Below are 12,236 nucleotides of genomic sequence, written 5' to 3'. Positions count from 1 at the left end.
GATTCGGGTGCGCGAGCGCAGCTAACACCGCTGTAGCGCCAAGGACGCAGGATAATTAGTAATAAGAGTGCTCGCCACGCTGATGCTCGGTCAAATCTCTCACACCCTTCAATTCTGGGAATTTCTGCAATAACTCTTTTTCGATACCTTCTTTCAAGGTCACATCGACCATGGAACAGCCGTTACAACCGCCACCGAATTGCAGGATAGCTAATGCATCTGGCGTGATTTCCATCAAGGTGACACGGCCACCGTGACCTGCCAATTGCGGGTTGATTTGCGATTGCAGCACATACTCAACCCGTTCCATCAGCGGAGCATTGTCATCCACTTTGCGCATTTTTGCGTTAGGAGCTTTGAGTGTCAGTTGAGAACCTAGCTGGTCAGTGACGAAGTCGATTTCAGCGTCTTCCAGATAAGGTTTGCTCAATTCATCAATATAAGCTGATAACTGCTCAAACTTCAGTTCGGTATCTGTTGCTTCAACGGCATCCGGTGGGCAGTAAGACACACCGCACTCAGCGGTTGGCGTACCGGGGTTGATAACAAATACGCGGATTTGGGTGCCTTCTTCTTGATTTGCCAACAGTTTGGCAAAATGAGATTGTGCTGTGTCTGTTATTGTGATCATGGCATCTGCTCAATAGTTGACTATTCTTGTCGGTTATAATACGCCCATTGTTAGGGTGACTACAAGGTTCGGCAGATACACCAGATCTGTAATGAGGCGATCCCCTGAGACCATAGTAGCTTGGCAATCTCATTCACGGTACTACCGGTTGTCACAACGTCATCCAGCAAAGCAATATGTTGGCCGCGAATCGGCTCCATGCAGCGAAATATTCCCCGCATATTTTTACGCCGTGCAGCGGCTTTTAATTGCTGCTGAGGGAGTGTCGCGCGTATACGGCGTATGGTGGTATTGCTGTAGTGGCAACCCAGCCAGTGTGCCAATGGGCGCGCTAATAACTCTGTTTGATTATACCCGCGCCGCCAACAGCGCCAGCGGTGTAGCGGCACACTGATAATTCTGTCCGGTTTAATCACTTTGCCGTGGCGTTTGGCGTCGAGCCAGTGCAGCAAGAATAATCGGGCCAATACCGGTGCCACTGAGGTTGCTCCGCTAAATTTTAGCTTTTTTATCAGCCCATTCAATGGAGGAATATAATCGCTGACAAAAGTCATACTCATCCAAGGCGGCGGCTGCTTTAGGCAACGACCACAGGGCAAAACAGTATTACCGCAAGGTAAGCCGCAGTAAGGGCAACAGGGCGGTAAGGGGGGTAAATGGCGGCGACAGTAGCAACAAATACCGTGCTTTGGGTGAGATAGCGGTTGTTGGCATAGCCAACATGGGCTGACGATTGTTAGCATAGTTATCTTCCTTAAATACCCTTCGCTCTTGCAGCCGTAGGGGTGTTGGCTGCGGGCATTCACCCGAATCACTTACTCATGTAAGCGCATCGGGATGAGTTATCTTGCCGTCTACCTGCAACTCCAATGACTTTGGGTATATGCTCTATTTCCATTAAACAATTGAATCCGGCAAGATGCCTGACATGGCTGCTCACACTATTGCAATTTAGGATTGGTCAGGATACTAACGTATGAAACAACTTTATTGGAACATCTGTGGTGAAGGCGATCGCGATCTTGTGTTACTGCACGGATGGGGACTGAATGCGGGGGTATGGCATTGCATTATTGACCGACTCGCGCCGCATTTTCGCCTGCACTTAGTCGATCTTCCCGGTTATGGCCGCAGCAATGAATTTGGTGCGATGTCATTGTCTGAAATGGCCGAAACAATCTTACAACAAGCACCTAAGCAAGCTATATGGCTGGGTTGGTCAATGGGCGGGTTGGTTGCTAGCCAGATAGCATTGCAGCACCCCGATCGGGTGCGTGGCCTTATCACGGTGGCTTCTTCCCCGTGTTTTGCGGCTCATGATGAATGGCCGGGGATCCGCCCGGAGGTTCTGGCCGGTTTCCAGCAACAGCTCAGTGAGGATTTCCAGCGCACCGTGGAGCGTTTTCTGGCTTTGCAAACTCTGGGCACCGAAAGTGCGCGCCAGGATGCCCGTTTGTTGAAAGCGGTTGTATTGCAACATCAAATGCCGGAAGTGAGTGTCTTGACCGGTGGGTTGGATATCTTGCGCACGGCGGATTTGCGCGAAGCGTTAGCCGGCTGCTCTCTGCCTTTCTTGCGCATTTATGGCTATCTGGATGGGCTGGTGCCGCGTAATGTCGCCTCATTGTTAGACCATCAATGGCCGCGCACGCAATCAGTGGTGATGAAAGGATGTGCCCACGCACCATTTGTTTCTCATCCTGATGAGTTTTCAAAACTAATCATCGATTTCGCGCAACAGAATAGTCGCTGATACTCTATTTTTTGGGCTTTTGGCGCACCATGGCTGGCGTTAAGAACCGGTTGGAAAGAGCGGCTAAATAAAATTTAATCGTCGATTTAATGGCTAAATATTAAATTTAATTAATAATTGTTAGTGCATTAGTACAATACTTATAAGCATTAATCATTCATTTGCGAGGTATTCGGTATGAATTTATTGAAAAATCTGGCGGTAGCTCTGGTGGTGACAGGGGTTTCTTTTGGCGCGATGGCGGCTAAAGAAATTACTAAAGAAGAAGCTAAAAATTACGAAAAGATTGGCACAATCTCGACTTCGGGTGAAGCAACATCGCCAATGGATGTGAAGCAGGAGCTGTCAAAACTGGCAGACGAGAAAGGCGGTAAATATTATGTGATTATTGCTGAGCGCGAGAAGAAGAAGTTTGATGCTGATGCAGAAGTTTATAAATAATGTTAGCAGAGATGCCCATATGGGCATCTCCTTCGGCTTAATGATGTTTTTTTAACTGATAAATCACTGTGTTACATTGACTCTTGCCCTCAGGGCAACTCTTGCAACTGCCACTCATACACCCGCTATTATCTTGCTCAATGCGTTCAATCTTGCCAATCGCGGTTAACTTTTCCAGCATGGCCTCAACCAAAGGTAAAGGCAGCGCCAATTGGTGGCTTAGTTGCTTGGCATCGGTACTGCCGCTGAGGGCGATTGCATCGCGCAATTGCACCAGACTTGCCATAGTTCCTCCTCGTCAGTGACAGTCATTGCCAGAACGCTGGCAACAACTGCTGGTGGGGGTGTTATTTTGTAATCTCACCGTGACCCGGCTACGTGCACGGCGCAAACCCAACAAGATCAAAGCATTAATAATAATAACCAATGCGATAATGGTAAGACTCTGTTGTGGATGATCCTGGAAAGTGGCGGCTTGATAGAACAAGGTTGCCAGTGAGTAAGCCACATTCAGTCCCCACAGTATTGAGAAGGTCATCCAGCCGCGGCTGGTTTCCCGCGCAATGGCTCCCATCACCGAGACACAAGGCACATACAATAAGACGAAAATCAGGTAGCTGTAGGCTGAAATACTGGAGCCAAACTTGCTACTCATTATCCCCATCGAACCGGCCGCCATTTCGCCGTCACCTTTACTGGCTTCAATAGGGTTGGATAACACACTGAGGCTAAAGGTCTCTTTTAACCCCTGCAAGGTAGTATCAACCGCTCCGGCCAATTCACCCCATAAATTAAAGCTTTCAGCATCAAAAGGTTCATTTTTAATTTGCTCGGCGGTGTAAAGGGTATTCAGTGTCCCTACCACCACTTCTTTGGCCATGGCCCCGGTGACTAACCCCACAGTGGCTTGCCAGTTATCCTCATGGATCCCCATTGGGGCCAGCAACGGCGTTAATACTTTACTGACAGAAGCCAGCGCCGAGTCATTAATACTGTCTACGGCTTTGCCGTTGAAAGAAAAACTGTTCAGTCCGCCAATAAAAATACTTGCGATAACAATGACTTTCCCGGCGCGCAGGACAAATCCTTTCAGCCGTTGCCAAGTTTGTAATAACAGACTTTTGAGATGTGGCACATGGTAAACCGGTAATTCCATCACAAAGGGTGATGCTTCACCGCGCATGATGGTGTATTTCAATACCAATCCGGTGAGGATGGCGACGGCAATCCCCAGTAAATAGAGAGAAAAGACGATACTGGCTCCGTCCTGGCCGAAGAATGCGGCGGCAAATACCGCAAATATAGCCAGCCGTGCGCCACAGGACATAAACGGTGCCATCATGATAGTTATCAAGCGCTCGCGTTGAGCATCCAAGGTGCGTGCGCCCATAATCGACGGTACATTGCAGCCAAAGCCAACAATTAGCGGCACAAAAGATTTGCCCGGTAACCCTAGCGCCTGCATCAACCGGTCCATGACGAACGCGGCACGGGCCATATAGCCGGAGTCTTCCAAAAAAGAGAGGAATAAATACATCATGCCAATTTGTGGCACCAGCGGCAGCACGGTGTTTATCCCGCCGCCGACCCCTTGGGCCAGGAAGATAGTGAGCCACTGCGGGAAATGCAGCGTATAGCCAACCCATTGTATCCCTTGAATAAAAATGGCCGCAGAGCCGATATCAAATATCGGTTGTAACGCCCCGCCGATATTAATGGCCAAGACGAACATTAAATACATGACAAACAAGAAGATAGGCACGCCCAACCAGCGGTTCAGGATCACTTTGTCGAGTGCTTGTGTCAGGCGGTTGGGTTCGGCTTGCTGTGAGTTGCCGACGATATCGCAGATACGGGCAATACTTTGATAGCGGGCATCGGCGATCACCAGTTCCGGGTCTTCGTGCTGATTTTGCCGCAGGTTTTCCCGCGCCAGCTCAAGGCGTGGTGCTGCGATACCTGCACGCGCCAGGCTGTAAATATCCCCTTCCAAGATTTGCAGTGACAGCCAGCGGCGTTGCTGAACCGGCCAAGATTCTGGCATTTCCTGCACCAACTTATCCACTTCGTGGAGTAGCACTGGCGGGTAGTTAATCAAAGCTTTAAAGGTGACGGGCTGAAACTCATCAATGCTCGTTTTTAATTCATTGATACCCTGCCCACGGGTGGAGATAAGCGGGATAACCGGGCAGCCCAATTGCTGAGAAAGTGCTGCAATATCAATATCAATGTGCTGGCTTTTGGCAATATCCAGCATATTCAGTGCCACGATACAGGGGATGCCTAACTCTATCAGTTGCAATGTCAGGTAGAGATTGCGCTCCAGGTTGGCTGCATCCACCACGTTAATCAGCAGGTCAGCTTCGCCGCTCAAAATATAGTGGCAGGCAATTTGCTCATCCAGCGAGGTTTGTTCTGAAATAGTCGTTAGTGAGTAGGTTCCCGGCAGGTCAACCAAAGTCACTTGGTGCTGCGTGGTGCTGAAGTGCCCCTCTTTGCGCTCGACAGTGACCCCGGCCCAGTTACCGACTCTCTGGCGGGCGCCAGTTAACTGGTTGAAAAGGGTGGTTTTACCCGCATTGGGGTTGCCAATTAGGCCAATGGTGAGTGTTTTCATAATCCAACGTGATATCAATACATTCGTCATACTTCAGGCTGTATGTGCGTTGGCTGCTCTCGCTCACCAGAATCATTGACTGGCGTCAACTCATCGGGATTATGAGCCTCATTAGAGGCTCGCCCTACGGGCCAGCGCAAGCGCTGTTCAAATGGCTTTCAACCAATTTGTCTCTCGCTGGGCGCCTTCTTACAACTCGAATTATTTAGAATGTAAATTAAATTAAAGTCAGCTTGTGCAAGGCGATTATCATGCATCACCCTGCAACCAGAATAAGAAGTTGACCTGAAATATTAGGGTTGTAGGTCGAGTGTCAGTAAATCTAAATCTTTTTTACGGAGCACCAGACTGACCCGACGAGTTTCTATCTGAATAGGGTCACCTAAGGGCGCAAGGCGAACAACATTAAATGAAGAGCCGGGTAACATACCCAGAGACAACAACTTTTGCCGGTAAGCTGGGCTAATTTCAGGTGAGAAACCAATAATTTTGTAGGAACGCTGTGGGATCAAGTGCATAGGAGCCTCTTGGGACATTCGCTTACCGAAATTCAATGTATTATTACACTAATGATAATAATTAAAGTAATAATAGTAAGAATTGTTTGCATATTCAACTAAGGTTAAATACTCAAAAGTAAATATTCATTACTATTTCATTTTTATAATTAATGAGTCTGATTTTTATTTTCGCTTGTTTTACCATCAAATTAGCACAATCGCAAATGCGAACAATGAGTTAAATCAGTTAACTGAATGTTTCTGTAAGCCGCTGTCCATAATGATAAATACCGATAATTAACATAATCACTTCACTATGATTTGAATCAAATAACATTCATATTTTAATTAACTCTTAGAATGCTATGGTAATTATTTATAAATTAAGCGCCATAGCGGACTAAATTAAACCGCGTGTTAACTATGATGTTAAATCAGTCAGGACGCTGCTCGATTTAACACAAGATAAAAGAATTGCGTGCTAATTAATTTAGAAGATAACCAAGCGAGCTTATAGAAGAAAAAAATATGAATATAGGCGGTCAATAACTTGTTAGAGATGAGTTGTCATTGACAAATTTAATGCAGAAAGTGAATAAAGAAAGGGCCACAAATGTGGCCCTGGGCTCCAATATCAGCGTTTTTTAAATGCCGCAGCCAGCGCGTCACTCATGGCGCTATTGTTGCTGGAATTGTTGCTGTCTGCACGCCCTTTGGCGGCTGGGCGGCTATTGGATTCATTATTATTCCGTGGCCGGCTGGCACCGCGGCTGTTATTACTGGCGTTATTGGCGTTGGCACGGTTTTCACCGCTATTGCCCCGGCGTGAACCGCTTTCACCCGGCTGCTCATCAAGACGCATCGTCAGAGCAATACGTTTGCGCTGCAAATCCACTTCCATGACTTTAACTTTGACGATATCACCGGCTTTCACCACCTTGTGCGGGTCATCGACAAATTTATCTGCCAGTGAGGAAATATGCACCAGACCATCCTGATGAACGCCGATATCGACGAAGGCACCAAAGTTAGTCACGTTTGTCACTGAGCCTTCGAGGATCATACCCGGCGTCAGGTCATTCAGTGTTTCCACGCCCTCGGCAAAGGTCGCCGTTTTAAACTCAGGGCGGGGGTCTCGGCCCGGTTTCTCTAGCTCGCGCAAGATATCAGTGACCGTCGGTACACCAAATTTCTCGGTGGTGAAATCGCGAGCATTAAGGTTACGCAAGGCCGTGGCATTGCCCATTAAATCCTGCAAAGCTTGCTCGGTGGCGGCTAAAATGCGCTCGACAATCGGATAGGCTTCCGGATGCACCGTTGAAGCATCCAGCGGGTTATCTCCGTGGTTAATCCGCAAGAAGCCCGCGCACTGTTCGAAAGCTTTCGGCCCTAAGCGGCTGACTTTCAGTAATTGCTCGCGGTTATGGAAGCGGCCATTTTCATCACGCCAGTTCACAATATTTTGCGCCATCATACGGGTCAAACCGGCGACTCGGGTCAGCAATGGCACGGACGCAGTGTTCAAATCGACTCCCACGGCGTTTACGCAGTCTTCTACCACCGCATCCAGCTTTTTCGCCAATTGGCTTTGGCTGACGTCATGCTGATATTGGCCGACTCCAATGGATTTCGGGTCGATCTTAACCAGTTCGGCCAACGGATCTTGCAACCGGCGGGCAATAGAGACCGCGCCACGGATGGAAACATCCAGATCCGGGAATTCCAGTGCCGCCAGTTCCGAGGCCGAATAGACTGACGCCCCGGCTTCACTGACAATCACTTTCTGCGCGGTTACTGCCGGGTACTGCTGTTGCAGCTCGGTAAAGAAGCGCTCGGTTTCCCGTGAGGCGGTGCCGTTACCAATCGCCACCAGCTCAACCTGATGTTTGATGCACAGGGCGGCCACCACGGCGGCGGCTTTTGCAGCCTGTCCGGTATGAGGGTAAATGGTATCGAAGGCGACCAGCTTGCCAGTAGCGTCCACCACCGCCACTTTTACCCCGGTGCGCAGGCCCGGATCGAGGCCCATGGTGGCGCGCATCCCTGCCGGTGCCGCCATCAGCAAATCTTGCATGTTACGGGCGAATACATTGATAGCTTCGTCTTCGGCCCGCTCGCGCAAGGTGCTCATCAACTCGGTTTCAAGATGCATCAACACCTTAATACGCCAGGTCCAGTTGACTACCGCTTTGCGCCAGCTGTCTGCCGGTGCATTATTCAGACGCAGATCCAGATGATTGATAATAATCTGTTCGCCCTGACTCTCGCGAGGCGGCTCGTCAAACTGGGGATCGGGATTTAGCGCCAGTTGCAGCACACCTTCATTACGGCCACGGAACATCGCCAGTGCGCGGTGAGAAGGGACTTGGGCGATAGGTTCGTGGTGATCGAAGTAATCGCGGAATTTAGCGCCTTCCTGCTCTTTGCCTTCCACCACTTTTGCTACCAAATGGGCGTTTTTCCACAAATATTGGCGCACTTTTGCCAACAATGTTGCATCTTCCGCAAAACGCTCCATCAGGATGTAGCGTGCGCCATCCAGTGCCGCTTTGGTATCCGCCACGCCTTTTTCAGCATCGACAAAAGCGAGCGCAACCTGTTCTGGGTCTTGCTGGGGGTCATGCCATAAACTGTCGGCCAAGGGTTCCAGACCCGCTTCAATAGCAATCTGCCCACGGGTGCGGCGCTTGGGCTTATAAGGAAGATATAAATCTTCTAGCTCGGTTTTACTCATGGTGCCGTTAATGGCACCGGCTAGCTGCTCGGTGAGTTTGCCCTGATCTTCAATTGATTTAAGAATGGTTTGGCGGCGGTCTTCAAGTTCGCGTAGATAACCCAAACGGCTTTCCAACTGGCGCAGCTGGGTATCATCCAATCCGCCGGTAACTTCCTTACGATACCGTGAAATAAAGGGCACGGTATTACCTTCATCCAGCAGACGTATCGCGGCACTAACTTGCTCCGGTCGCGCCTGTATTTCGCTTGCAATAATGCTGCTCAGTTGTTCATTCATAAGTCTGATATCAATTCGTGAGTAGGAAAAATGGCAGAAGATAGTTATACGGATTGCCCGGATAAATTGCCAGTAGAGCGGTCATTGGGCTTGAGCTAACGTGAACTTATCGGTAAAAAGTTAGGTATAGTGGAGTATCTATGCCAAGGGAACCATTTTATGGCTAAAAGTAATTATATTACCCGCGAGGGCTGGCAGGCGCTGGATCGTGAGCTGCATTATCTGTGGCGAGAAGAGCGGCCGATAGTGACCCAAGCCGTGTCTGAAGCCGCCGCCATGGGTGACCGCTCGGAAAATGCTGAATATATCTATGGCAAGAAGCGCCTGCGGGAAATTGATCGCCGGGTGCGTTTTCTGACCAAGCGCCTTGAAGTGCTGAAAGTTGTCGATCCAGACCCACGCCAGGAAGGGAAAGTCTATTTTGGTGCTTGGGTGCGGGTCGAAAATGAATCAGAAGAACAGCGCATTTTCCGTTTAGTCGGGCCGGATGAGTTTGACCCCGCGAAAAAATGGATTTCTATTGATTCGCCAGTGGCCCGTGCCTTAATCGGCAAACAGGTGGATGATGAAGTGACAGTCCAAACACCAAATGGCGAAGCAACCTACTGGATTTTAGAGATTCGCTACCGCCCATTTGACGAAAGTGTTGATAATTAAGCCCAACAATAAGCTTTGTAACAATTTCGACTAGAATGTATACCATAAATAGCTGTCTGTTAGAGTGAGTTTTTCTAACAATGTGCAGATTCGGGCAATACGGCCTTTGGGAGTAATAAAATGCAAGAGAATCACAAGATTCTGGTCGTTGATGACGATATGCGCCTGCGTGCGCTATTAGAACGTTACCTGACAGAGCAAGGTTTCCAGGTGCGCAGTGTTGCCAATGCTGAACAGATGGATCGCTTGCTGACCCGTGAGTCTTTCCATCTGATGGTACTTGACCTGATGTTACCAGGGGAAGATGGCCTGTCTATCTGCCGCCGTCTGCGCAGCCAAAGTAACCCAATGCCTATCATCATGGTGACGGCAAAGGGCGAGGAAGTTGACCGTATCGTCGGGCTGGAGATTGGTGCAGACGACTATATTCCGAAGCCATTCAATCCCCGCGAATTGCTGGCCCGCATCCGTGCAGTATTGCGCCGTCAGGCCAACGAGCTACCGGGCGCACCTTCCCAAGAAGAAGCAATTATTGCCTTTGGTAAGTTCAAACTTAACCTCGGGACTCGCGAGATGTTCCGTGAAGATGAGCCTATGCCATTGACTAGCGGCGAGTTTGCGGTGCTGAAAGCCCTGGTCAGTCATCCACGTGAGCCATTATCGCGCGATAAACTGATGAACCTGGCGCGTGGCCGTGAATACAGTGCTATGGAGCGTTCTATCGACGTACAGATTTCACGTCTACGCCGCATGGTAGAAGAAGATCCAGCACACCCGCGTTATATCCAAACCGTATGGGGTTTGGGCTATGTATTTGTGCCGGACGGCAGTAAAGCATGAGGCGATGGCGCTTTTCTCCGCGTAGCTCATTTGCCCGAACCTTATTACTGATTGTGACCTTGCTGTTTGTCAGCTTGGTCACGACGTATTTGGTGGTGCTGAATTTCGCCATTTTGCCCAGTTTGCAGCAGTTTAATAAAGTGTTGGCCTATGAAGTTCGTATGCTGATGACTGACCGGCTGCAACTGGAAGATGGCACGCTACTTGAAGTCCCGCCAGCGTTTCGGCGTGAGATTTACCGTGAATTGGGGATTTCGCTTTATACCAATGCCGCGGCAGAGGAAAGTGGCCTGCGTTGGGCACAGCATTACAAATTTTTGAGTGATCAAATGGCCCAGCAATTAGGTGGGCCAACTGATGTGCGGGTCGAGGTGAACAAAAACTCCCCGGTTGTCTGGCTAAAAACATGGTTGTCGCCGGATATTTGGGTGAGGGTGCCATTAACCGAGATCCATCAGGGCGATTTTTCGCCACTGTTCCGTTATACCTTGGCCATCATGCTACTGGCGGTCGGGGGGGCCTGGCTGTTTATCCGTATTCAGAATCGCCCCTTGGTCGAGCTGGAACACGCGGCTTTACAGGTCGGGAAGGGCATAATTCCGCCGCCTTTACGGGAATATGGCGCTTCAGAAGTGCGTTCTGTGACTCGGGCATTTAACCAAATGGCGGCGGGCGTGAAGCTGCTGGCTGATGACCGCACCTTATTAATGGCCGGGGTCAGCCATGACTTACGCACACCATTGACCCGCATTCGTTTGGCGACGGAAATGATGAGTGAAGCCGACGGCTATCTCTCTGAGTCGATCAATAAAGACATTGAAGAGTGCAATGCCATTATTGAGCAATTTATCGATTATCTGCGCACTGGGCAGGAGATGCCGACCGAACCGAGTGATCTTAATGCGGTATTGGGTGAAGTGATTGCGGCTGAAAGCGGCTATGAGCGGGTGATTGAGACAGATTTATGTGAAGGCGAAGTGATAGTGGATATTCACCCGTTATCCATTAAGCGCGCTTTGGCGAATATGGTGGTGAATGCCGCCCGTTACGGTAATGGCTGGATAAAAGTGAGTAGCGGCACTGAGCTTCAACGCGCCTGGTTCCAAGTGGAAGATGATGGCCCAGGTATCAAGCCAGAAGATTTAAAGCATTTGTTCCAGCCTTTTGTTCGTGGCGATAGCGCCCGCAGTACCAGCGGCACCGGACTAGGATTGGCCATTGTACAGCGGATTATTGATGCGCATGCCGGTTCGTTAGATATCGGCACCAGTGAGCGGGGTGGATTACGGATTCGGGCCTATATCCCGTTGCCGTTGGATGTGAAGCCTAAGCCACCTGCGGTGGTGTGATCAGATTTGGTTATGGTGGGATCGGATCAGGTTTCGGTTGATATGAGTTTAGTGATCGGGTTCGGTTGTTAAAGCAACGGAGTTGACTTAACCTCCGTAGCCTCAACCGCCAAAGGGTGCGGGCGCGCACCCTTGTGGAATCCCGTGCTTCGCACGTATCGCCTGCCCACTGCGTGGGTTCCCTCACTCATCATTTCGCTGGCGGGACGGCTTTATTCGCATCCCTGCTCATGACGCCTAAATCCGCCGTCCATGGCGGATTTCCCTTGCTCCATTCTTCACTCGGCTGCTCAAATGTGCTTTTAAACTTCAAAACCTAAAACCATGATTTTGATTTTCTCTTTTGACGTTGAGCGCAATCAGGAATATTACCGACCAAGATTGCAGGCCGAATGAGCCGCCATGGACAAATCTGCCGGGAGCAGATTTGAACGC

11 protein-coding genes are annotated in these 12,236 nt (G+C 49.6%); 5 read left to right on the top strand and 6 right to left on the bottom strand.

Annotation, left to right across the window (positions count from 1 at the left end; genetic code table 11):
- Positions 1-55: 55 nt before the first annotated feature.
- Both nfuA and gntX read right to left on the bottom strand, forming a co-directional pair.
- Complete coding sequence (gene nfuA, locus DX162_RS05895; protein ID WP_004393199.1) at positions 56-631, bottom strand: Fe-S biogenesis protein NfuA; 576 nt, start codon at positions 629-631, stop codon at positions 56-58.
- 59 nt (positions 632-690) lie between these two features.
- Positions 691-1,374, bottom strand: coding sequence for a DNA utilization protein GntX (gntX, locus tag DX162_RS05890; protein ID WP_032821121.1), 684 nt, complete (start codon positions 1,372-1,374; stop codon positions 691-693).
- 233 nt (positions 1,375-1,607) lie between these two features.
- On the opposite strand from gntX, the gene bioH reads away from it, so the two are divergent.
- The gene (gene bioH / locus DX162_RS05885; RefSeq protein ID WP_004393201.1) at positions 1,608-2,384 is read left to right on the top strand and encodes a pimeloyl-ACP methyl ester esterase BioH; all 777 of its coding nucleotides are present in this window, start codon (positions 1,608-1,610) and stop codon (positions 2,382-2,384) included.
- A gap of 177 nt (positions 2,385-2,561) precedes the next feature.
- Positions 2,562-2,825, top strand: a complete 264-nt coding sequence (locus DX162_RS05880) for a YdgH/BhsA/McbA-like domain containing protein (RefSeq protein ID WP_004393202.1) — start codon at positions 2,562-2,564, stop codon at positions 2,823-2,825.
- A 37-nt stretch (positions 2,826-2,862) separates the two neighbouring features.
- Here DX162_RS05880 and DX162_RS05875 read toward each other — a convergent pair whose 3' ends face one another.
- From DX162_RS05875 to DX162_RS05855, 4 genes are all read right to left on the bottom strand, one after another.
- Positions 2,863-3,111: a FeoC-like transcriptional regulator gene (locus DX162_RS05875; protein WP_004393204.1), complete on the bottom strand. Its 249-nt coding sequence runs from the start codon at positions 3,109-3,111 to the stop codon at positions 2,863-2,865.
- 12 nt (positions 3,112-3,123) lie between these two features.
- Complete coding sequence (gene feoB, locus DX162_RS05870) at positions 3,124-5,442, bottom strand: Fe(2+) transporter permease subunit FeoB (RefSeq protein WP_032821126.1); 2,319 nt, start codon at positions 5,440-5,442, stop codon at positions 3,124-3,126.
- Positions 5,443-5,735: 293 nt separating this feature from the next.
- Positions 5,736-5,960 (bottom strand): ferrous iron transporter A, encoded by a 225-nt coding sequence (feoA, locus tag DX162_RS05860; protein WP_004393213.1) that lies wholly within the window; start codon positions 5,958-5,960, stop codon positions 5,736-5,738.
- A 616-nt stretch (positions 5,961-6,576) separates the two neighbouring features.
- The gene (locus DX162_RS05855) at positions 6,577-8,955 is read right to left on the bottom strand and encodes a Tex family protein (RefSeq protein ID WP_004393215.1); all 2,379 of its coding nucleotides are present in this window, start codon (positions 8,953-8,955) and stop codon (positions 6,577-6,579) included.
- A gap of 159 nt (positions 8,956-9,114) precedes the next feature.
- On the opposite strand from DX162_RS05855, the gene greB reads away from it, so the two are divergent.
- The 3 genes from greB (at position 9,115) to envZ (ending at position 11,801) form a co-directional block, all read left to right on the top strand.
- A complete protein-coding gene (gene greB, locus DX162_RS05850) occupies positions 9,115-9,612 on the top strand; it encodes a transcription elongation factor GreB (protein WP_004393217.1) in 498 nt (165 codons plus the stop codon).
- 120 nt (positions 9,613-9,732) lie between these two features.
- Positions 9,733-10,452 carry an osmolarity response regulator transcription factor OmpR gene (ompR, locus tag DX162_RS05845; protein ID WP_004393220.1) on the top strand — a complete coding sequence of 240 codons (720 nt, stop codon included), beginning with the start codon at positions 9,733-9,735 and terminating at the stop codon, positions 10,450-10,452.
- Positions 10,449-11,801 (top strand): two-component system sensor histidine kinase EnvZ, encoded by a 1,353-nt coding sequence (envZ, locus tag DX162_RS05840; RefSeq protein WP_032821122.1) that lies wholly within the window; start codon positions 10,449-10,451, stop codon positions 11,799-11,801. The genes ompR and envZ overlap by 4 nt, the downstream gene beginning before the upstream one ends.
- The last annotated feature ends 435 nt before the right edge of the window (positions 11,802-12,236 follow it).

This window comes from Yersinia kristensenii (assembly GCF_900460525.1).
Taxonomy (GTDB): Bacteria; Pseudomonadota; Gammaproteobacteria; order Enterobacterales; family Enterobacteriaceae; genus Yersinia; species Yersinia kristensenii.
This window is presented reverse-complemented; position numbering and strand designations above follow the sequence as displayed.

Coding starts and splice junctions, on each gene's coding strand:
- DX162_RS05855 (WP_004393215.1), bottom strand. CDS start 8,955: ATGAATGAACAACTGAGCAGCATTATTGCAAGCGAAATACAGGCGCGA.
- gntX (WP_032821121.1), bottom strand. CDS start 1,374: ATGCTAACAATCGTCAGCCCATGTTGGCTATGCCAACAACCGCTATCT.
- envZ (WP_032821122.1), top strand. CDS start 10,449: ATGAGGCGATGGCGCTTTTCTCCGCGTAGCTCATTTGCCCGAACCTTA.
- ompR (WP_004393220.1), top strand. CDS start 9,733: ATGCAAGAGAATCACAAGATTCTGGTCGTTGATGACGATATGCGCCTG.
- DX162_RS05880 (WP_004393202.1), top strand. CDS start 2,562: ATGAATTTATTGAAAAATCTGGCGGTAGCTCTGGTGGTGACAGGGGTT.
- bioH (WP_004393201.1), top strand. CDS start 1,608: ATGAAACAACTTTATTGGAACATCTGTGGTGAAGGCGATCGCGATCTT.
- feoB (WP_032821126.1), bottom strand. CDS start 5,442: ATGAAAACACTCACCATTGGCCTAATTGGCAACCCCAATGCGGGTAAA.
- feoA (WP_004393213.1), bottom strand. CDS start 5,960: ATGCACTTGATCCCACAGCGTTCCTACAAAATTATTGGTTTCTCACCT.
- greB (WP_004393217.1), top strand. CDS start 9,115: ATGGCTAAAAGTAATTATATTACCCGCGAGGGCTGGCAGGCGCTGGAT.
- nfuA (WP_004393199.1), bottom strand. CDS start 631: ATGATCACAATAACAGACACAGCACAATCTCATTTTGCCAAACTGTTG.
- DX162_RS05875 (WP_004393204.1), bottom strand. CDS start 3,111: ATGGCAAGTCTGGTGCAATTGCGCGATGCAATCGCCCTCAGCGGCAGT.